We start from the raw sequence: 21190 nt of genomic DNA, 5'->3' as shown, positions 1-21190 counted from the left end.
ATGACCGAAGAAGCCATCGATACTCGCATCCAGCCGACCATGCCCTCGACCATTCCCGAGGGCGAAGTCGAGCGCATCACGTCCGATCTGATCGGGGCGCTCAAGACGGTCTATGACCCTGAAATCCCAGTCGATATTTACGAACTCGGCCTGATCTATAAGGTCGATCTCGACGATAATCGCAACCTCACCATCGACATGACGCTGACTGCGCCGGGCTGCCCGGTTGCTGGCGAAATGCCGGGCTGGGTCGAGAATGCGGCTCGCGGCGTGGAAGGCATTCAGGACGTTACCGTCAACATGGTCTTCGATCCCCCCTGGGACGCCTCGCGCATGAGCGAAGAGGCTCAGGTCGCGTTGAACTGGTGGTAATCGCGCGCATTTGCGCCTATATATCGTGAACCGCCGATAAAAGGTCACACGCCTATGCCGTTCAAGATCATGTCGCTGACCGATGCCGCCGCGGAGCGCATCACCGAGATCATCGAAGACAGCGAAAAGCCCGTTGTCGGCTTGCGCGTCGGTATCAAGAATGCCGGCTGCGCCGGTGTGTCCTACACCATGGATTATGTCGAGGCGCCTATCGCCGGCGATGACCACGTGGAAGATCACGGTGTCCATGTCTGGGTCGATCCGAAGGCCACGATGTACCTGCTTGGCACAGTGATGGATTTTGAGCAGTCCAAGATGGGTTCGAGCTTCACCTTCAAGAACCCCAACCAGACCGGCGCCTGCGGCTGCGGCGAAAGCGTGACGCTGGCTGCGGCGGATCTGAAAGCGCTGGCCGAGGCCAGGGCAGGGGCTTAGTCCCCACCCTTCGGCCACCCGCCTCCCCACCATTTGGGGGGAGGTTAGGAGGGGGTCGTTCGCCTTGCCGGTGGAACGAAGTTGCACAGCGCTTCGCCATGGTGCATTGATCCCCCATCATGCCGAACGCTCTTCCCCCTGCCTACACCATTATCCCGCCAAACCGTCCATTGACCGGCCGCGTTTCCCCGCCTGGAAGCAAGTCGATCACTAATCGCGCCTTGCTGCTGGCTGCCTTGGCCGAGGGCACCAGTACGCTCACTGGCGCTCTCAAAAGCAAGGACACGGTGCTGATGGCTCGCGCCCTGCGCGAAATGGGCGTGACAGTGGACGAGCCGGACGCGACCAGTTTCCGCGTCACCAGTACCGGCAGGCTGGTCGCGCCTGCGGGGCCGCTGTTCCTGGGCAATGCGGGCACCGCCACGCGCTTTCTGACCGCCGCTGTTGCCACTATCGAAGGCTCAGTGGTCGTCGATGGCGACGAAGACATGCGGCTGCGCCCGATCAAGCCGCTGGTCGATGCCTTGCGCTCGCTCGGCATCGCTGCCGAAAGCCCCACCGGCTGCCCGCCTGTTACCGTTCGCGGCAATGGCCGTTTCGGAAAGGGCAGGGTGGAGATCGATGGTTCGCTTTCTAGCCAATACGTCTCAGCACTCCTGATGGCCGCGCCCTTCGGCGATGGCCCTATCGAAGTCGCACTGACCGGCAAGGATATCGGCGCGCGTGGTTATGTCGACCTGACGCTCGCGGCCATGCGCGCCTTTGGCGCTGCTGTGGAGGCCCGCGACGACGGGTCCTGGTCAGTTCAGCCCACCGGCTACAGGGCCACAGACTTCCACATCGAACCAGATGCCTCAGCGGCCACCTATCTCTGGGGGATCGAGGCGCTGACCGGTGGCAGGATCGATCTCGGCGTGGAGGCTTACGCCTTCACCCAGCCCGACGCCGCCGCGCAAGCCATCATCGCGTCGTATCCCAATATGCCCGCCGTCATCGACGGCTCACAAATGCAGGACGCAGTGCCGACAATGGCCGTGGTCGCGGCCTTCAACAACACGCCTGTCCGCTTCGTCGGCATCGCCAATCTGCGTGTCAAGGAAACCGACCGCATCCGCGCCGTCGCCAACGAGCTCAATCGCATTTTTCCGGGCCTGGCTATCGAAGAGGGGGACGACTTGCTCGTCGCTTCGGACCCTGCGCTCGCATCGAGCCTTGCTGGCCGCAACTCCCGCATCAAGATCGAAACCTACCACGATCACCGCATCGCCATGAGCTTTGCGCTGGCCGGACTACTGATACCCAACATCGTCATCCTGGACCCGGCCTGCACCGGCAAGACCTATCCCGAATATTGGGACATGTTGAGATCGCTGGGTGTGGAACTGGCGGCGACCGAATAGGTCGTCGTCACCCGCAAGGGTGCAACGGCAAAGAAGCAGAGAAATACCGGATCAGGCGGCGGAGACGCCGGTACTGGCGGTGACATCGATCTCGACCAGATCGATTTCAGCCACCACACGATTGCGGCCGGCGCGCTTGGCCGCGTAGAGGCACCGATCGGCGCGCTCAATCAGCGAGGACGCATTGTCGTCGGCGCGGAACATCGCGACGCCGAACGAAGCAGTGACGCGCCCGAGCTTTTCATTGGTCGAGCGCTTCAGCAATTCCTTGGCCTGGATGGCCTTGCGCACATTTTCTGCGGCAATCACGGCGCCATCGAGATCGGTGGAGGGCAGCACGGCGACAAATTCTTCGCCACCATAACGGGCCGCCAGATCGCGGCCTTTGATGTTGGACTTCAGCGTCATAGCCACAAGCCGCAACACCTGGTCACCCGTCTGATGGCCATAGGTGTCGTTGAATTTCTTGAAATAGTCGATATCGACCAGAACTAGGCTCAGCGGCGCGCGCGTGCGCTTGGCATCATCGATGGCGCCGGCGAGGCCCTCGTCAAAGCTCTTGCGATTGGCGATCTTGGTCAGCGGATCGAGCATCGACTCCCGCCGCACATCGTCGAGATCGCGCTGCAGAGCGGCAATATCGTCGCGCGAGGCTTCGAGCTTCTTTTCGAGCTGGCGATTGGTGTCCTGCATACGACGCGTTTCCGACAATAGCCGCTGAGCCAGTTGGCGCATCGCGTCTTCACTGAGGTCGCGCTCGAGGTCGCCTGTCGCCGACTGTAGCGAGCCGGAATAGGCATTGGCTGTGGTCATCGCCGAATCGATAGCGTCATGCACCGCCTCGATACGCGCATGCATGCGCTGCGACACGCTCGACATCCGCTCATTGGCGTCGGATTTCATGAACTCGTAGTAGAGCGTCTCGGCCAGTTCGGCCGATGGCATCGTGCCGCCCCGGAAGATGGCGTTGATCCGGTTGTTAAGAGAGGGATTTACGCCGGTCGCGTAAGTATAAAGCAACTCGTAAAATTGCGGATAGGGGGGTATCCCGCTCCGCTTCAGCAGGTCGAATGCAGCGGTGGCATAGCCCAATGCGCGCTTGAATTCTTGATCCGACACTGCCTACCCGCGCCCCTTTGCGCCGCGCCAAAGGTCCAGGACCTTCGGTGAGTCGTTTTATCCTAAATACCGTCCCAACTGCCTTGCACACAACATGCCGCTAACAAGTTTCCTATGTTAGCAGCCACAATATTGCTTTTGGATTACTGTGCGAGCCGTGTTGGCCGCAACAAGAACGCCGGAATTGGGCCATCGTCGCCAAAAGGCGAGTTGCTCTCGACAACATCGTCATTCCGCTTTGCAGGCCGAGTCGGGGCAGGGCGCGACGCAGCGGCGGGCTTCTGAACCGGCTTTTCTTCGGCCTTTGTTTCCACCGGTCGGGTATTGGCTCGGCCGCGCCGACCGCGCTTCGGCTTTTCCTCGGCTGCGGGAGCCTCCTCATTTGCCGCCTGGGGCGCAGAAGACTTGCCGGTCTCCAGCCATTCGATCGGCTTCTGGATCAAGTTCAGAATGGCATCGAGATGCTTGCCATCGGCGGGAGCCACCATGGTGTAGGCCACGCCCGAACGTCCGGCACGACCCGTACGGCCGATGCGGTGCACGTAATCTTCCGCATGCACTGGCACGTCGAAATTGAACACATGGCTCACTGCCGGAATGTCCAGGCCACGCGCTGCCACGTCGCTGGCCACCAGAAGGGTCAGTTTGTTGGTCTTGAACGCATCAAGCGTTTCCATGCGGCTCTTCTGGTCCATGTCGCCATGCAGGGCGCCGGCAGAATATTTGTGACGCTCCAGCGACCGGGCGAGTGTGGCCACGTCGCGCTTGCGATTGCAAAAAATGATGGCGTTGGTCAGGCCTTCGGAAGCGTCGATGAGCGAGCGTAGGGCGGCGCGCTTCTCGTCCGGCTTGGACGAGACCTTGACCAGCTTCTGGTCAATGGTGTCGGCGGTCGATGCGGCGCGGGACACCTGCACATGCACCGGATCCTTGAGGAACTTTTTGGTCAGCTTCTCGATCTGGCCATCCATGGTCGCCGAGAACAACATGGTCTGGCGGCGCGGCGGCAGGCGATTGACGATCTTTTCGATGTCATCGATGAAGCCCATGTCGAGCATGCGGTCGGCCTCATCGATCACCAGGATTTCGACGCCGTTGAGCATGATCTTGCCGCGTTCGATCTGGTCGAGCAGGCGGCCGGGGGTGGCGATGAGCACATCTACGCCGCGGTCGAGCTTCTTGTTCTGGTCTTCGAACGACACGCCGCCAATGATCAGAGCCATGGTGAGGCGACTGTTCTTGCCGTATTTTTCGAAATTCTCGGACACCTGGGCTGCCAGTTCGCGCGTTGGCTCAAGAATGAGCGTGCGCGGCATGCGGGCCCGGGCGCGGCCGCTTTCGAGCAGCGTCAACATCGGCAGCACAAAGGAGGCGGTCTTGCCGGTGCCGGTCTGGGCAATGCCGATCAAGTCCTTCTTCTGCAGAAGGTGAGGGATAGCTTGTGCCTGAATTTCGGTGGGCTTGGTATAGCCGGCCTCTGCCACCGCATCGGTGACTTTGCTGGAAAGTCCAAGTCCGGAGAATGTATCGGTCAAGTCTGTGGTTCCACTCATGGATTCTGGCCTGGGAACGGCTGGTCCGAACATGTCGGGCCGGGCTCCCGGTCTTTGAAGATGGGGTTCCGCGTCAACGCGCGGGGCCCGTGCAGCTCTGCGGACAGATGGATGAAGACGCATCCGCACTCGGGCGCTGGAACTGATGCAGGCAGCATCTGCGCACCAATGCCCCACCGGGCTCGCCGATCAGGGGAAAACAGTAGTTTGTCCCTGGTCTTCAAGTCATACCGGCGGCGCGGACCATAGCGCAAAGCCCTTGCCTGTCAACGGTCTCGGGCGATTTGACTGCTATTGCGGTTAAGCGCAGCGTCGAAATCGCTAGATATCGAGGTCAGTAACGAAGGCCGCGTTCTCCTGGATGAACTCGAAGCGGGCTTCTGGCTTAGTGCCCATCAGCCGGTCGACTGTTGTCTTGGTGGCGTCGCGATCATCCAGAATCTTGACTTGCAGCAGGGTGCGCGTGACCGGCGACATGGTGGTTTCGCGCAAATGTGCGAACGGCATTTCGCCCAGACCTTTGAAGCGTGTGATGTCGACCTTGCCCTTGCCGGTGAATTCGGTCGCCATCAACTCGTCTTTGTGTGAGTCATCACGCGCATAAAGCGTCTTGCCGCCCTGGCTGATGCGGTAGAGCGGCGGCATGGCCAGGTAGAGGTGGCCATTTTCGATCAGGCGCGGCATTTCCTGGAAGAAGAAAGTGATCAGCAGCGACGCAATATGGGCACCGTCGACGTCGGCGTCCGTCATGATGATGATCTTGTCATACCGCAGATCGTCTTCGGCATAGCGGTCGCGCGTCCCGCAGCCGAGCGCCTGGATCAGGTCGGAGATCAGCTGGTTCGCAGCCAGCTTGTCGCGACTGGCGCCTGCTACGTTGAGGATTTTGCCGCGCAACGGCAGCACCGCCTGATTGGAGCGATTGCGCGCCTGCTTGGCCGATCCACCTGCCGAGTCGCCCTCGACGATGAAGATCTCCGCGCCCTGGGCGGCATTTTGCGTACAGTCGGCCAGCTTGCCCGGCAGCCGCAGCTTTCGCGTGGCGCTGGCGCGATCGATTTCCTTTTCCTTGCGGCGGCGCAGGCGCTCCTCGGCCCGCTCGACAGCCCAGTCCAGCAGCTTGCCCGCCTGTTGCGGCGAGGCCGCCAGCCAATGGTCGAATGCATCACGCAGCGCCGTGTCCACAATGCGCGTCGCTTCGCCCGAAGCCAGCTTGTCTTTGGTCTGGCCGACGAATTCGGGCTCGCGCACGAAAACAGACAGCATGGCCGAGCACGATGTCAGCACGTCCTCGGCAGTGAGGTTCGCTGCCCCCTTGTTCTTGGTCAGCTCCGCATAATTCTTGAGCCCGCGCAGCAGCGCCATGCGCAGGCCAGCCTCATGGGTGCCACCATCGGGCGTCGGCACGGTGTTGCAATAGGATTGCACGCCACCATCGCCAATGGTCCAGGCAATGGCCCATTCCACCGAGCCATGGCTGCCCGGCCGGCCGCTCTTGCCCGAAAATATCTCGTCGGTGATCCGCGTCTCGCCTTCGATGCGGGCGGTCATGAAATCCTTGAGCCCATCGGGATAGTGGAACACCGCCTTGGCCGGCACGTCTTCACTGGCCAGGCTTTCGTCGCAGCTCCAGCGCAGCTCGACGCCGCCGAATAGATAGGCCTTGGCCCGGGTCATGCGGAAAATGCGGCCGGGCGAGAAATGAGCGCTGACGCCGAAAATCTGCGGATCGGGATGGAAGCGCGTCGTGGTGCCTCGACGGTTCTGCACCCTTCCGACCGGCTCGACATCATGAACGACGATGCCGCGGCTGAACTGGATGCGATAGAGCTGCTGCTCGCGCGCCACCTCGACCACCATATCGTCGGAAAGCGCATTCACCACCGAAACGCCGACGCCATGCAGGCCGCCTGAGGTTTCATAAGCCTTGGAGTCGAACTTGCCACCGGCATGCAACACGGTATGCACGATCTCAAGTGTCGACCGGTTGGGAAATTTCGGGTGCTTTTCAACCGGGATGCCACGGCCATTATCGGTAACCGTAATGTATCCGTCGGCACCCAGATGCACTTCGATGCGCGAGGCATGCCCGGCAATGGCCTCGTCCATGGAATTGTCGATCACCTCGGCGAAGAGGTGGTGATAGGCATTGGAATCTGTGCCGCCGATATACATGCCGGGCCGGCGCCGAACCGGCTCCAACCCTTCCAGAATCTCGATATCGGCGGCGCCATAAGCCTCTTGCGTCTGCGCAGGCGCGCTCGCCTTTGCCGGTGTCGGCTTTTTGGGCTGTTCCGGTTGAGGCGCGGCGCTACCGAAGAGATCTGACATGCACGTTCCATTGCTTGAGCCCGAATCGGGCAACACCGATTCCTAGCATAACCCAGCCATTTCCGGGCACTCGACGCTTGTCCGCAATTCCCACAGCCGCGCAAGCCTCCGCGCCGTCAAGCAGAACGGTAGACGAACGTTTGACCTGAAGGGGAGGGACCTTCAGTTGCAGCTGCGTAGCGCATGAGGCGGCGAGAGCACAAACCGAGTCGCTGAATTCATGCGGGTGCGTGGTCCGGTCCCCGGATCGATACACTTTGAGTCCCAAAACAAGGCGTTCGGTTTACGCCTCGTTTGCTTCTTGAAAGCACTTTCTTAAGTGCACCCTGATAGAAAGATGGACATACGGTTTTTGTCTGGAGTTGCCGTATGCGAGCCGATCCGACGAGTATTGCGTATCCACCGAAAGGTATCGGTTCATCACCCCTCGGTCATTGGCCGGAAGCCGGAATTTTCAGTATTGCGTACCGGCTGGCCAATCTCCGCGTGTCCCGTTTGGGCACGCTTTTCGGGGTAAGCCTTGTCTTCTTTCTCGCATGAACTGGCTTGCGTTGCTTCGGCAGCGCAGCTAGTCATGTGCGTGTCCACAACGCGAACGGGGGAGGGCTGCATGACTGTATTTCACACGCATCGTCAGCGCGGACCCGTTTATGCCCTGCGGCAGATGCTGCAGGGCTGACCGGGACTGGTTCGGCACGATAGACGTTCCAACACCTTCTGGTTTGCCCTTCATGGCGGCTTGTCAATCAAGCCGCTGAGAGTTTGGCAATGGCGCCTGTCTGCGTGACGCGCCGATCCAGAAAGACTAAGCAATGGCAACCATCAGCCTTCGCAACGCTGGCCACCGTGCTGGCGAAACCCTGTTTTCCAATCTCAACCTGGTGATCGGCGATGCCGACCGCATCGGTCTCGTCGCCGCCAATGGTCGAGGCAAATCCACACTGCTGCGCGCCATGGCTGGCCTTGTCGAGCTTTCCGATGGCGAGATGACGCGCTCGCGCGGCCTGGCCATCGGCTATGTCCCCCAGGAAGTGCCGGCCGCGAGCCTCGCACTTTCCGCGCGCGACTTCATCACCCAGGGCCTCGGTGCAGCCACCGAACAGGACGAATTCTGGCGCGTCGACATGGTGCTGGAAGAATTTGCCATACCCGAACATCTACGATCTCTGCCGCTTGGACAATTGAGCGGCGGCTGGCAGCGCATGGCTTTGCTCGCGCGCGGCTGGGTGGGGCAGCCCGACATACTCCTCCTCGATGAGCCCACCAATCATCTTGATGTCGGCCGCATCCTGGCGCTCGAGACCTGGATGGACTACGCCACTCGCACTATGCCAGTGGTCATTGCTAGCCACGACCGCGCCTTTCTCGACGCCACCACCAACCGCACTTTGTTTCTGCGCCCCAGCGAGCAGGTCTATCTGCCGCTGGCCTATTCGGCCGCCCGCCAGGAGCTCGATCGCGTCGATGCTGCTGCCGAAGCGCAACGAGAGCGCGACCTCAAGCAGGTGTCGCAACTGCGCAAGCAAGCGGCCAAGCTCACCAATATCGGCATCAATTCGGGTAGCGATCTGCTGACGGTCAAATCCAAACAATTGCGGGAACGGGCAGAGAAGATCGAAGGTCAGGTCCAGTCGGAGCACAAGGAGCGCACCGGTCTCGTCAAACTCGGCAATAGTGGCGCCGATGCGCGTGTGATGATGGCGTTCGAGGCCGTTCCAGTCAGTACGCCCGATGCGCGGGCGCTCTTTACCATCGCCAAACTGCATGTCTTCCAAGGCGACCGCATCGCGCTGCTCGGTCGCAACGGCACCGGCAAGTCACAATTCATGCGGCTGGTATCCAGGGCCCTGGGCGGCGATGTGCCGCCAGGCATGCGGCTCAGCCCCCAGATTGCACCCGGCTATCTCGACCAGGACCTGAGCTGGCTACCGCTCGATCCGTCACCGCTCGATTACCTCTTACATCGCTTCGACGAAGGTGATCGGCGCACCGTCGCCCTGTTGGCCGGCGCCGGCTTCGCTCCGGATCGCCAGACCAGGCCGATCCGGACGTTGTCACTGGGCCAGCGGGCGCGTGTGGCGCTCCTGGCCCTGCGCCTGGCAGAGCCGAATTTCTATCTTCTGGACGAGCCGACCAATCACCTCGATATCGCCGGACAGGAGCAACTCGAAGCCGATATCTGCGGGCAGGGGGCCACCTGCCTTCTCGTCTCCCACGATCGGGCCTTCCTGCGTGCGGTGGCGACCCGCTACCTCATGATCGATGGCAAAAAACTGGTCGAAGTGGATAGCCCGGAGCCGTTCCTGGCACAGATGGCGGCTGACGCGTAGCTCGAGGTCAGGCCCGCGCTTGAGGCCGGATGGAATGCAACTGGATCGCGCTGTTTTCAACGCGATCCTTGCCGGCGCGCTTGGCGCGATACAGCGCCTGATCGGCGCGGTGTAGCATCTGCGCCAGCCCTTCGCCGGTATCGCGCCAATGCAGGCCAATGCTGAGCGTCACCATTTTCTCCACTGGCGGGCCCGAGCCATCAGATTGCGCCAGGGCCAAGCGAATATCATCGGCGATTGCGCGCAGCGGCGGCCGCTCCATGTCGCTATAATAAAGGGCAAACTCCTCGCCACCGATGCGTGCCGCATACAGCGCCTGGCCATGGTGCGCCAAAATCTCGGCCACGTGCCGGATGACGGCGTCGCCGGTCTGGTGCCCATAGGTGTCGTTGACCTTCTTGAAGTCGTCGATATCGGCGATCAGCAGTGCCGGCTTCTTTGCCGTTGTGAGATCGCTTTCCACCAAGGTTTCGAACCCGCGCCGATTCAGCAATCCGGTTAGATAATCGTGGTTGGCCTCAGTCTTGACCTGCTCGTAGATATCGAGCGCAATGGCCGCAAGAAACACGAAGCCGACGCCAACCGAAAGAATGGGCGTGAAGGCAACGACGGTGGCCCAATAGGTCGATTGCAGAAACGTGCCCTCGGCGCCGATATCGAGGACGTGCAGATGCGCCAGGATCGGCCGGACGATCGAGAGCAGCATTCCGAAGCACACCGCCGCCGCGATCATGTAGTCGGCCAGCGCCCAGTTCGGCTTGCGCCGCAAATGCACCAAGGTAACGAGGGAAATGGCATTGAAGCCGATCGCCATCACGTAGATGCGCCCGAGCGTTGAGGGCATCACCACCTCGAACCAGGCAAATCCCGCAACCGTGAGTGCCACCAATACTATATACATCGGCACCGGCACTCTGAGCCCGGCGCGCATGATGGTGCACACGCAAGCCAGCGTTACCGCGCTGAAAAATCCGACATTGGCAACGTAACGCGAAAAGTCGGCATTGGGGCCGATACCATAGGCCGTTGCCCAAAAGGCAATGGATGTCAGCGCGAACGCCACCGAAATCAGCCCCAGATGACGTTGTGACGTCCAGCGCAATGCCAGGGTGGCGAAAGCTCCTGCCAATAGCAACGAGAGCAAGGGGTTCATGACGGCAAAGAACTGCTGAACCATGGCGCGAATTTTCCTGCCGACATGCGCCTTTATGCGCGCCCGGATGATAAAGATGCACAGATAACCGCGACGTTAATCGCATCGCGCCATTCCGCGCGTTTTCTACCGTGCGCAGCCATTTATGGCGGAACCAGACGCCGAACAGCCATCAAAACCCACATTTCGCATCAATAAAAGTTCCATAATATATATTATGCGAATTACGCTTGAGCGCTACCCCCCACACACAGCCGCCGCGCCATTGTTGCCTCCCATTTTGCCACGCGCCTCTCTGTGTTGGACAATTGTCGTCCCCGAAACCCTCACGGCCACTCCTGGTTTGCCCCATCAAGGTATGCGCAGTCGCCACATCGCTGGCTCCGGTCGCTTCGCACGCAAGTCCGCCCCACTGATGTGCCCGAAATCGTCGGGTTCTAGCGCAATGAGCGCGCCCGACTTTGAGCGTCGCTTTTTTGAACAATTTTCACCCGACCCATATTGATAGCCTTCCCGCCCCGGCCTAACATAACAGTTGGAGGATTTCTCAAATAACGAGTGTTTGGAGCTGGTTACGGCTCCTTGCAAGCACCGGAAGTTTAACCCCGCCAGGCGGCTGCCCCAAGCACGCCTGTCCAACAGTCTTGGAGCAAATAATTGAAATTCCATAAGATTCTGATTGCCGCGTCGCTGGTTTTGGCGTCCACACTGTCTATTTCCGCCGCCGAATATGAAGTTCACATGCTCAACAAGGGCGCCGATGGGAAAACCATGGTGTTCGAGCCGCACTTCCTGCAGATCGCTGTGGGTGACACGGTCAAGTTCATCCCCACAGACAAGGGCCACAACGCCGAGACCATCAAGGACATGTTCCCCGAGGGCGGCAACCAGTTCAAGGGCAAGATCAACGAGGAATTCAGCGTCACCTTCGACGTGCCGGGTGCCTATGGCTACAAATGCGCCCCGCACTTCGCCATGGCCATGGTCGGGCTGATCGTCGTGGGCGAAGATCCCGCCAATCTCGATGCCATCGTCAATGCGCGCGGTCCTGCCAAGGTCAAGGACGCCTTTGCTGAACTCGCAGCCATGGTTGGCCAGTAAGACCATCGCCAGCGGAGCCTGTTCTTTTGCAAGGTCGCATCGAGACGATCACATGGAGCAGGCTTCGCGAGCGGAGCATGGGGGATGTCTGGGCAAAGCGCATCTGACGCAGGTCAGATCTCCAGGGTTCTGACTGCGGTCGGGCATCGCGCCAGCGTGGCGCGTCTGCTGCCAGTGTCGATCACCGCTTTGGCGATTGGCGTGGCAGCTCTGGGAGGAGCAATTTTCGTCATGGGGCCGAATTGGCCCCAGGCTGGCTGGCTGATTGCCGGCGGCCTGTCGTTGAGCCTTTTGGCCATCGGCATGGTTGCGCTTGCCCGGACCACACGCCCCGACATCGTCGCGCGGCGCATAGACCATCGGCTTGGCCTCGCTGAACAATTGTCTTCGGCCACTGCTGCCGCTGGGTCTGCCGTTGACAGTCCTATTGTGCGCTCGTTGCTGGTCAATGCCGGTCGTGTAGCGCAGAACATCGATGTCAAACGCGCCGTGCCACTGGTGACGCGGCCGCTGGGCCTCAGCCTGGCAGCCCTGCTGCTGGCGATCTGCGGTACCGTCCTCGCCTTCGGTCTCATCGCCGGTAACGTCCAGGTATCGCTCGAAACGCCGCAAGCGATCGACGCTCCCGATACAGGCGCTGAGATCACGGCCGACGCGCTCGACGTCTTGGCCGAGCTGGTCGCCGAAGACGCTGAACGGCGCAACAGCGACTACCTGGCCGCCTTGGCCAACTCCGTCAAATCGCTGGCGGAAAAGGCGCGGAACGGCGCGACCCAGGCTGAACTCGAAACCGAATTGCAGGCGCTCCTCGATCACGCTGCCGCGGGCTATCAGGGAAAAATGCCGGAGTGGATGAACGGGCCGGGCGAACAGCCGGCAGGCGTGGTCCAGAATGCGCTCGCCTTCAGCACAGCGCGCCAGAAGGCGGCCGAGGAGCGCGCCAGATTGGCGGAAATGCGCGGCGATGGCCCTAAGGTGACGTCCTCCGACATGTACACCTTGCCCGAGGATCGCCTTTCTGCCAGCGCAGCGCCCCAACCGGCAGGCAATAGTGCTCCGAATGAAAACGCAGTCGCTGACCGCGAGGGCCAGTTGCAAAGCGAAAGCCTGGGCGGCGGCGACACTTTGGCACGGCCCATGGAAGACGAGGCCTTTGCCAGTGCAGGCTCCCTGCCCGTCGGCGCTGCCGCACAATCGGGCAAGGGGGAAAGCAATATCGCCGGCGGCGGCTCGCAGGCCCTCGCCGATAATAGCCAGTTTCTCGAAACCATGGCCGATCCGACGCAGTCGATGTCGATCGCCGCCGACCAGGTGGGCGAAGGCAGTCGTATTCGCATGCATATGCCCACGAGCGCCGACCCCAGCCAAACGGCGACGTTCGACGGTTTGCAGGGCGCCGATTGGAGCCGGCAGATGGCGCAGATCGTCACCCGCCAGGCGATCACGCCCGAAGCTAGCGTGGTGGTATCGCGCTATTTCAACCGTCCAGTGAAGAGCGGGGAGCAGTAGATGCAGTTCCTCGCCCCCCTCGCTTTGTTGTCCGGTTTGCTGGCACTGGTGATCCTGGCATTCCATATCAGGCGGCGGCGCACGCTGAATGTGCCGAGCCTGGTGATCTGGCGGCAATTGCAGGCCGGCCAGGTGCGACGCAACCGCACTTGGCAATGGCCGAACCCCAGTTGGTCCCTGGCGCTGCAACTACTTGCACTGCTGGCGATGGTGATGGCGCTGTCGCAGCCCCTCTGGAACCGCGGCCCACCGGTCGATCACTGGATTTTCGTCGTCGACCGTTCCGGCGCCATGCAGGCACAGGCAGGCGCGGGCAGCCTGCTCGATGAGGTCAAGGCCGATTTGCGCGATCACATCACCGGGGCAGCTGGCGCAGGCCGGCAATCGCTTGTCGCGGTTGGCGCCGATGTCACACCCGTGGCTATCGACCAGGCCCTGACTGGGTCGGCAATGGCGGATGCCGTGGGCAGCCTCGCCGCCGAGCATGGTCATGCCGATTGGTCGCGCCTGAAGGCCGCCTTGGCCCCAATCATCCGTCCAAACGAAAAGACCCGGATCGTCATCTACTCCGATCACGCGGTGACGCCGGATTTCGGCCGGGCCGAGATCTCAGTCGAGCCGGTCATCGTCGCCTCGCAATTTCCCAATGCTGCTATTTCAGCCACGCTGGAAGCCTCCACCAAGGTCGCCAATCGCTGGACCCTGTCTGGTACCGTGCGGCTCGATCCGGGCCAGGCCGCGGCCGAAATGATCGTCGGCTTTGCGACACGCGGCGACGAGCAACCGTTGGAATGGACGCGGCGGACCATCGCCACGCCCAATGAGCCAGACGACGCCGTCCGCTACCGCACCTTTTCGGTGACGCTGGAATTGCCGGGCGCGGGGATCGTCAGTGCCACCCTGGCTGACGACGGCAACGCCTATGACAATGCCGCGCGCTTCGTCATCGGGGCACAGCCCAAACCACTCGACGTGCTCTATGTCGGCGCCGGCAACCAGCCCCTGCTCTCGGCTTTCCGCGCCATCGAGGGTACGCAGATCTTTCAGGCCCCTCGCCTGCCGAACGATGTCAGCGCCTATGGGCTTGTGGTCGTCGATGGCAGCTTTGTCGATCGTCAGCCGGAGACCAATACGCTCTGGATCGGCAATGCCGGCATCGACGGTGAAACGCTGGCGACGGGTTCTTCCCTGCCGCCGACCAGCGCCATCGACGCCCATCCGCTGATGCGCGGCGTGACGTGGACCGGCATCGACACCGGTGGCAGCGTCGTCCTGCCGGTCACTGAGACGGCGGAAATTCTTTTGCGGACTGGCGATGCGCCGCTCATCACCACGGATCGAACCCCGTTCGGGCGCAGCATCGCCTTGGCCTTTGATCCGCGCCAATCCAACTGGCCGCAACAGCCGTCTTTGCCGATTTTCACCGCCAATCTGGTCGATTGGCTTGGCATCGCGCCCCAACCCGTCTTGCAGCCGAGCTGCGTTGCGGGTGCCCGCTGTGCGCTCGACCGACGGCTCGAGGGCGGCACTCTGACGCTTTTGGGTGGCGATGCCCAGGCCTCCGCCAAAATGCTTCCGGCCGGCTGGGTTCCGACGGTCGCCGGTCTGTACCAGGTCGAACGCAACGGCCTCGCCAAGCTGATCGCCGTCAACCCCGACATTGTGCCTCCTGGCGTGGACAGCATCGCTACATTCGATGAACCCGCCAGCTTCCCGCTGCCGCTCTGGTCCTTCTTTATTGGCCTCGCCATAGCCGCCCTGATTGCCGAGGCCATCGTGTCAGGGCGCGGCGCCGAACGGTTCCTGCAGCGCGAGGGCCTGCGGTCGAGCAATCCCTTGAGCCAGCGCCGACGCATAGCCCTTGGCCTCCATGTCGCAACTTTGGCGCTGGCCATGGCTGCGTTGGTCAACGCTCCCCTGCCCTGGCGCCAGGCCGGTGAATACCTGGTGCAATTGGCCTCGGCCGGCAGCGCACCCGACGCTGATATGGTGGATCGGCTCATCGCCGCCGGGCCGGTGATCGCCATGGATGCCACAGAAATGCCAGAGCGCATCGGCCCCTTGGCCAATGCTATTGCCTTGGCCGCCGCAAGCGTTCCATGGGGCGAGCCGGGCCATATCGTGGTCACCGGCCAAACAGCTACAGACGATGACGCGTTCCAGGCTATCAGCGATACCTTGCGGGACAACGACATCGTCCTCGACGTCATAGCCCCGCCCTTCGTCGAAGACGCTGTACTCGTATCGGCCCTCGAAGCGCCTGAGCCGGTTTTCGTGGGGGATACTGTGCAACTCGTCGGCATTGTCCACGCCCGCGACGCTGCGCCAGCGCATCTGCGCTTCGAGCGCGACGGCGCGGTGCTCGTCGATCAACAGGTGGCGTTGCAGCCCGGTGACAACCGCGTCGAGACCATCTTGACCGACCTCGCCGCCGGCCCGGCCACCTACACGCTGAGCGTGACCAGTGCAGCCGACGACACACCTGCGAATAACAGCCTAACCCGCGTCATCGATGTCGGCGATGCTGGCGACGTCGCAGTTATCGCCACGGACCCAGCCCGCGCGTCCCAGTTCATTGCCTGGCTCGGTGGCCAAGGCATTACCGGCACGGCCATCGAACCCAAGCGCGTACCCTATAAGCAAGAGGACTGGGCGCGATATGACGGCGCCGTGCTGATCGATCTCCCCGCCATTGCCTTGACCACCTTGCAGCAGGAGCAACTGACCCAAGCTGTCGCCGAGCAGGGCATGGGCCTGTTGATGCTGGGCGGCCCCAACAGTTTTGGCCCTGGCGGCTATCTGCAAACGCCTCTCGACGATGCATCGCCTCTCTCAAGCCGCGTGCCGCGCGATGCGCCAGAGGCGACACTGGTCTTCGTCCTCGACCGCTCCGGCAGCATGCAGCAGCCGGTGGGCAATGGCACGCGTCTCGACGTGGCCAAGCAGGCGACGCTTGCCGCCGTTCGGCTGCTCAACCGCAACAGCCAGGTGGGCATTATCGTCTTCGATTCCGAACCGATCACCGTCCTGCCGCTATCGCGCATTTCTGACCCCAACGTCGTCTCCACCGCCCTGAGCGGCGTGGACCCAGGTGGCGGCACCTCAGTCTATCCCGGGCTCGAGGCCGCCTATGACATGCTAGGCAATGTCGATACACCCGCCCGCCACATCATCGTCATGACCGACGGCTTGAGCCAACCCGCTGATTTCGCCGGCCTGCTCAACCAGATCCGCGGCTCAGGCATCACCGTGTCCACGGTCTCGATCGGCGAAGGCGCCGAACGCGGGCTGATCGAACAGATCGCCCGGCTGGGTGGCGGCACCTTCCATGCCACCAATGATTTCGCCGCCCTGCCCTCCATTCTCTCGCAAGAGGCGATGCTGCTCTCCGGTTCGCCCATCGAGACCGGTACCACGCAGCCACTCTGGGCCAGCCGCACCGAACCGTTCCTGCGCGGCCTGCCGCCGACCATGCCCACCATCGATGGCTTTGTGCTGACGACGGCCAAGCCCGAAGCACAATTGTCCGTGGTCGTGCCCGACAACAAGGGCGAACCCATGCCCTTGCTGGCGTCCTGGCGCTTTGGCGCCGGCCAGGTGTTGGCGCTGACCACCGAGGCCGTCGGGCCCTGGTCCTCTCGCTGGCAATCGCTCGAAAGCTATGCCCCGTTCTGGGCCCAGGTCGTGCGGCAGTTCCTGCCCGGCGTTGAGCGCGGCGATCTCGTGCTCGATCTCGTTCGCCGTGGCGACGGCATCGTCGTCAATCTGACGCTGCGCGATGCGGAATTAGGCGCACCGAGCCTTGCCGTGTTCGAGGGCGATACCTTGCTCGCCAACCTGCCGCTTGACGCCATCGGCGCGGAAAAATACCGCGCCGTCTTCTATCCACAAACAGCCGGCACCTATCGCTTCGAGGCCAAGGCGGGCGACGTCATGGCGACATCTGGCCTCGCGATGAACTATCCCGCCGCCCTGGGTATGCTGCCACCAGACCGCGCCATCCAGCATCTGACGCAACTGTCCGGTGGAAGAACCGACCTGGCCACGCCAATGCGCCGTGACGTTCCGGATCGCTGGGTCATGCGGCCTGCCAGCCCGCTCTGGCTGGGGCTGGCCATCCTGCTCTTCATGGCGGCACTCTGTGTCCGCTACACCCGCCTTTTCGCCCCGCGTCAAAAATCAACATCAATCTCGCCGCCGGCGGCTTCGGAGCAATCTCGCTCCAATGTCGAGGAAGCCGCGCATGCCTAGTTCAGGGAACAGCACCATGTCCGCAAATGCCGCCACCGCCGAGCAGATGGCCGATGCCGAAATGAACCGCCTGCTCACCGCGCTGCGCGCCGCCCAGGCGGAAATCGGCCGGACGGTTCTGGGCCAGGAGCGCATCGTCGAAGACCTTCTTATTGGGCTCATCGCCGGCGGCCACGTCCTGCTCGAGGGCCCGCCGGGCGTCGGCAAAACGCTGCTTGTGCGCACCCTCGCCACGGCGACAGGCCTGTCCTTTGCCCGCGTGCAGTTCACCCCCGACCTGATGCCCGCCGATATCACCGGCTCCATGGTACTGGTCCCCGACACCAATGGCCGCAACACCCTGGAATTCCAGCGTGGCGCCATCTTCACCCAGTTGCTGCTGGCTGACGAAATCAATCGCGCTACCCCGCGCACCCAATCTGCCCTGCTCGAAGCCATGCAGGAGCGTACCGTCAGCGCCGCGGGCCAGACCATGCCGCTACCAGAGCCCTTCTTCGTCCTGGCCACGCAAAACCCGCTCGAAATGGACGGCACCTACATTCTGCCCGAAGCCCAGATCGACCGCTTTCTGCTCCAGCTCGACGTGCCCCTGCCGACGGCCGAAACGCTCGCCGCCATTCTCGACAGCACGACGGGCAGCGTCTCCACCACCGTTCAGCAATTCCTGACGCCGGCTGATATTTTGGCCATTCAGGCCTTGGTGCGCAGCGTGCCCATGGCAGACCATGTGCGCCGGGCCATCGCCAATTTTGCCATCTCAACCCATCCGGTCGGTGCCAATGCCAGCGCCGATGTGAAGCGTTATCTGCGTTTTGGTCTGAGCCCGCGCGGCGCGCAGGCGCTGGTGCTGGCCGCCAAGGGCCACGCCCTGCTCAATGGTCGCTTCAATGTCAGCTTCGACGACATCAGGGCCATGTTGCTCGCCACCACGCGCCACCGCGTTCATCTCAATTTCGAAGGTCGCGCCGATGGCGTGTCGCTCGAAACGCTGCTCGGTAGACTGCTCGATGCCAGCATCAAGGGGGTGTTGTGAGCCCCTCGCCCGCCTTGCTCGAACAGCTGTCCACGGCCCGCTTCGTCATGACCCGCGCGGCCCCATCGGTCGGTATCGGCGAACGCCGCTCCGCCACCAAGGGCGTGGGCCTCGAATTTGCCGAGCATCGCCCCTATCGCCCCGGCGACGACGTGCGCCATCTCGATCCCCGCGTCATGGCGCGGCTGGGCGAATCCTATATCCGCCAATATTTCGTCGATCGGCAATTGCCGGTTTTCATCCTGCTCGACGGCACAAGGTCCATGCTGGCGGGCAGTCCACAGAAATTCGCCATCGCCGCTGAGATCGCGCAGCTCGCCGCCTTTGTCGGGTTGGCGGCGGGCGACCGCGTCCGTGTCGGTGTATCCGGCGATGGCGGGTTCCGCTGGTCGCAGCCGCTGCAGGGCGGCGCACGTGCGCAAATCCTCTTTGACTGGTTTGCAAAGCTCACGCCCGGTGGACGCAGCGATTTCGGACAGGACATCGAGACAGCACTGCGCGATATGGGACAGGCGGCTTATGTCGTCGTGGTCAGCGACTGGTGGGACGAGCGCATGCAACGGGCGCTAGATATGCTGGACGGCCAGGGCCACGAGGTCGTGGGCATTCAGGTCGCGGCGCCGGAGGAGATTGATCCCACCGCGCTGGGCAATGGCAGCGTGCTGCTGGTAGACGAGGAGACCGGCGATGAGGTGGAAACCGTGATCGATGAAGCCGTGATCGCGGACTATCGCGCGACCCTCGAAACCTTCAAGGCCAATCTGCGCCAACGCCTTGTCAGCCGCGGCGGGCGGTTCTTTTCACTCTCCTCGTCCGCCGATATCACCCGTTTCTTTCTGCGCGATCTGCGCGCTGCGGGAGTGCTGCTATGACCCAAACCAACCCCGCCATAGCCGTCAACGGACTCACCAAGCACTATGGTCGCATGACTGCGCTCGACGCGGTCGATCTCACCGTACCCAGCAACACCATGTTCGCCCTGCTCGGCCCCAACGGCGCCGGCAAAACCACGCTGATCCACATTCTCTGCACCATTCTGGCCGCCGACTCCGGCACGGCGTTCATCGCCGGCACCGATCTGCGACGCCACCCGCTGCAGGCTCGCAAGAATATCGGCGTGGTGTTTCAGGAACCCAGCCTGGACGATCGGCTCACCGCTTACGAAAACCTCGATTTCCATGGCCGCGTCTACGCCATGAAGGCGGCGGACCGGAAGGCAGGGATCGACGAGCTGCTCTCCCTGGTAGAACTCGAAGACTGGCGACACGCGGCTACCCGCACCTTCTCTTCCGGAATGAAGCGCCGGCTCGAAATCGCCCGGGCACTGCTGCATAAACCGAAAATCCTGTTCCTGGACGAACCCACTGTCGGCCTCGACGCGCAATCGCGCGCCGGCATCTGGTCCTATCTCGACAAACTGCGCACCCAGCGCGATCTCACCATCGTGGTAACCACCCACTACATCGAGGAGGTCGAGGCCTGCGACAAGGTCTCGATCATCGACCACGGCAAGATCATCGCCGAGGGCTCGCCGCTCGATCTCAAGCAGCAATACGGCAAGGAGACGGCTCGCGTTGTCCCCCGTGATGCGGCAATCGGCGATGAATTGCGCACCCGTTACAATGCCCTACAGACCGGCAAGGATGGCAGCATCGTCATCGACGCCGGCACGCCCGGCTTCGCCGACCAGTTTCTGGCCGAATATGGCACCCGCATCCGCCAAGTGTCATTCGACATGCCCAGTCTCGAAAGCGTGTTCTTAACCCTCACGGGGCGCGAACTGCGCGACCGCGGCGCCAGCGACGGCGAAAAGCGCGCCGGGCGGAAGGGTCGGCGCTCATGAGGATTGCCCTCTATCGGCTCATCTTCCTGGCCGGACTGATCGCGCTCTGGTGGCTCGCCTCCACGCAGGTCGAGCGCAATCTCGTCCCATCGCCTTGGGCCACTGCCCTGGCAGCGCGGCAATTGATTGCCGAAGGCCGGCTGGGCAGCGCTCTGGTGGATAGCATCAGCATCTATCTCGGTGGCTATGGCGCCGCCATCATCGTGGGCATTCCCATCGGCATTCTCATGGGCACGCTACGCCCTTTGGGCAAGACGCTGGAAGTCTTCGTCTACGCGCTCTCGGCCACGCCGCGTGTCGCCTTCATTCCACTCATCATCGTCTTCCTCGGCCTCGGGCCCCAGGCAAAAATCCTCATCATCTTTCTGGGCGCAGTAATGCCCATTCTCATCAACACCTATGCCGGTGCGCTCAACTCCGACCAGGAGCTGATCGAGATGGCCCGCTCGGTGGGCGCCCCACGCCGGCGCATTTTCGCCAGCATCGTCCTCCCCGGCGCCGTCCCCTTCATTCTCGTGGGCCTGCGGGTTGGCGCAACCATCGGCTTGATCAACACGGTCGTGGCCGAACTCTACACGGCCGTCAAAGGCCTCGGCGGTCTGCTCGCCATCTATGGCAATACCTTCCGCATGGCCGAGTATTTCGTCATCGTACTGACGCTGGCGCTGATCGGCGTCATCATTACCGAAGCCCTGAGATTTCTGGAACTTCGCCTCGGCCGCTGGCGCCGCAGCGATGCAGTTCTGTAACGTTTTTTCTA

15 protein-coding genes are annotated in these 21190 nt (G+C 62.3%); 11 read left to right on the top strand and 4 right to left on the bottom strand.

What is annotated here, in order from left to right; genetic code table 11:
* The 3 genes from DEVEQU_RS15425 (at position 1) to aroA (ending at position 2207) form a co-directional block, all read left to right on the top strand.
* The gene (locus DEVEQU_RS15425; protein ID WP_126151490.1) at positions 1-372 is read left to right on the top strand and encodes an SUF system Fe-S cluster assembly protein; all 372 of its coding nucleotides are present in this window, start codon (positions 1-3) and stop codon (positions 370-372) included.
* A gap of 54 nt (positions 373-426) precedes the next feature.
* Complete coding sequence (locus tag DEVEQU_RS15420; protein WP_223214253.1) at positions 427-807, top strand: HesB/IscA family protein; 381 nt, start codon at positions 427-429, stop codon at positions 805-807.
* Positions 808-926: 119 nt separating this feature from the next.
* Positions 927-2207, top strand: coding sequence for a 3-phosphoshikimate 1-carboxyvinyltransferase (gene aroA, locus DEVEQU_RS15415; RefSeq protein WP_126151489.1), 1281 nt, complete (start codon positions 927-929; stop codon positions 2205-2207).
* 51 nt (positions 2208-2258) lie between these two features.
* On the opposite strand, the gene DEVEQU_RS15410 is transcribed toward aroA, so the two are convergent.
* The 3 genes from DEVEQU_RS15410 to parE all read right to left on the bottom strand — a co-directional run bounded on the left by DEVEQU_RS15410 (position 2259) and on the right by parE (position 7210).
* Positions 2259-3326 (bottom strand): GGDEF domain-containing protein, encoded by a 1068-nt coding sequence (locus DEVEQU_RS15410; protein WP_126151488.1) that lies wholly within the window; start codon positions 3324-3326, stop codon positions 2259-2261.
* A 143-nt stretch (positions 3327-3469) separates the two neighbouring features.
* On the bottom strand, positions 3470-4861 hold the full coding sequence (locus DEVEQU_RS15405; RefSeq protein WP_223214252.1) for a DEAD/DEAH box helicase: 1392 nt from the start codon (positions 4859-4861) through the stop codon (positions 3470-3472).
* A gap of 339 nt (positions 4862-5200) precedes the next feature.
* Positions 5201-7210: a DNA topoisomerase IV subunit B gene (gene parE / locus DEVEQU_RS15400; RefSeq protein WP_126151486.1), complete on the bottom strand. Its 2010-nt coding sequence runs from the start codon at positions 7208-7210 to the stop codon at positions 5201-5203.
* Between the two features lie 812 nt (positions 7211-8022).
* Here parE and DEVEQU_RS15395 point away from each other — a divergent pair.
* Positions 8023-9540: an ABC-F family ATP-binding cassette domain-containing protein gene (locus DEVEQU_RS15395; protein ID WP_126151485.1), complete on the top strand. Its 1518-nt coding sequence runs from the start codon at positions 8023-8025 to the stop codon at positions 9538-9540.
* Positions 9541-9547: 7 nt separating this feature from the next.
* Here DEVEQU_RS15395 and DEVEQU_RS15390 read toward each other — a convergent pair whose 3' ends face one another.
* Complete coding sequence (locus DEVEQU_RS15390) at positions 9548-10717, bottom strand: GGDEF domain-containing protein (RefSeq protein WP_126151484.1); 1170 nt, start codon at positions 10715-10717, stop codon at positions 9548-9550.
* A 633-nt stretch (positions 10718-11350) separates the two neighbouring features.
* Here DEVEQU_RS15390 and DEVEQU_RS15385 point away from each other — a divergent pair.
* From DEVEQU_RS15385 to DEVEQU_RS15355, 7 genes are all read left to right on the top strand, one after another.
* Positions 11351-11794, top strand: a complete 444-nt coding sequence (locus DEVEQU_RS15385; protein WP_223214251.1) for a pseudoazurin — start codon at positions 11351-11353, stop codon at positions 11792-11794.
* Between the two features lie 84 nt (positions 11795-11878).
* Positions 11879-13303: a hypothetical protein gene (locus tag DEVEQU_RS15380; protein WP_126151483.1), complete on the top strand. Its 1425-nt coding sequence runs from the start codon at positions 11879-11881 to the stop codon at positions 13301-13303.
* Positions 13304-17554 carry a VWA domain-containing protein gene (locus DEVEQU_RS15375; RefSeq protein ID WP_126151482.1) on the top strand — a complete coding sequence of 1417 codons (4251 nt, stop codon included), beginning with the start codon at positions 13304-13306 and terminating at the stop codon, positions 17552-17554.
* 16 nt (positions 17555-17570) lie between these two features.
* The gene (locus tag DEVEQU_RS15370; protein ID WP_126151481.1) at positions 17571-18587 is read left to right on the top strand and encodes an AAA family ATPase; all 1017 of its coding nucleotides are present in this window, start codon (positions 17571-17573) and stop codon (positions 18585-18587) included.
* Positions 18584-19459, top strand: a complete 876-nt coding sequence (locus DEVEQU_RS15365; RefSeq protein ID WP_126151480.1) for a DUF58 domain-containing protein — start codon at positions 18584-18586, stop codon at positions 19457-19459. The genes DEVEQU_RS15370 and DEVEQU_RS15365 overlap by 4 nt, the downstream gene beginning before the upstream one ends.
* Positions 19456-20430, top strand: a complete 975-nt coding sequence (locus DEVEQU_RS15360) for an ABC transporter ATP-binding protein (RefSeq protein ID WP_126151479.1) — start codon at positions 19456-19458, stop codon at positions 20428-20430. The genes DEVEQU_RS15365 and DEVEQU_RS15360 overlap by 4 nt, the downstream gene beginning before the upstream one ends.
* Positions 20427-21179, top strand: a complete 753-nt coding sequence (locus tag DEVEQU_RS15355) for an ABC transporter permease (protein WP_126151478.1) — start codon at positions 20427-20429, stop codon at positions 21177-21179. The genes DEVEQU_RS15360 and DEVEQU_RS15355 overlap by 4 nt, the downstream gene beginning before the upstream one ends.
* Positions 21180-21190: the final 11 nt, after the last annotated feature.

It is taken from the genome of Devosia equisanguinis (assembly GCF_900631955.1).
GTDB classification, from domain to species: Bacteria; Pseudomonadota; Alphaproteobacteria; order Rhizobiales; family Devosiaceae; genus Devosia; species Devosia equisanguinis.
The sequence above is the reverse complement of the archived record's forward strand: the minus strand, read 5'-3'. Positions and strand labels throughout refer to the sequence as shown.

What these genes read in the sequence shown, in the direction of transcription:
- DEVEQU_RS15360 (WP_126151479.1), top strand. Translation starts at nt 19,456, where the DNA reads ATGACCCAAACCAACCCCGCCATAGCCGTCAACGGACTCACCAAGCAC.
- DEVEQU_RS15370 (WP_126151481.1), top strand. Translation starts at nt 17,571, where the DNA reads ATGTCCGCAAATGCCGCCACCGCCGAGCAGATGGCCGATGCCGAAATG.
- DEVEQU_RS15355 (WP_126151478.1), top strand. Translation starts at nt 20,427, where the DNA reads ATGAGGATTGCCCTCTATCGGCTCATCTTCCTGGCCGGACTGATCGCG.
- DEVEQU_RS15380 (WP_126151483.1), top strand. Translation starts at nt 11,879, where the DNA reads ATGTCTGGGCAAAGCGCATCTGACGCAGGTCAGATCTCCAGGGTTCTG.
- DEVEQU_RS15425 (WP_126151490.1), top strand. Translation starts at nt 1, where the DNA reads ATGACCGAAGAAGCCATCGATACTCGCATCCAGCCGACCATGCCCTCG.
- DEVEQU_RS15390 (WP_126151484.1), bottom strand. Translation starts at nt 10,717, where the DNA reads ATGGTTCAGCAGTTCTTTGCCGTCATGAACCCCTTGCTCTCGTTGCTA.
- parE (WP_126151486.1), bottom strand. Translation starts at nt 7,210, where the DNA reads ATGTCAGATCTCTTCGGTAGCGCCGCGCCTCAACCGGAACAGCCCAAA.
- DEVEQU_RS15395 (WP_126151485.1), top strand. Translation starts at nt 8,023, where the DNA reads ATGGCAACCATCAGCCTTCGCAACGCTGGCCACCGTGCTGGCGAAACC.
- DEVEQU_RS15420 (WP_223214253.1), top strand. Translation starts at nt 427, where the DNA reads ATGCCGTTCAAGATCATGTCGCTGACCGATGCCGCCGCGGAGCGCATC.
- aroA (WP_126151489.1), top strand. Translation starts at nt 927, where the DNA reads ATGCCGAACGCTCTTCCCCCTGCCTACACCATTATCCCGCCAAACCGT.
- DEVEQU_RS15375 (WP_126151482.1), top strand. Translation starts at nt 13,304, where the DNA reads ATGCAGTTCCTCGCCCCCCTCGCTTTGTTGTCCGGTTTGCTGGCACTG.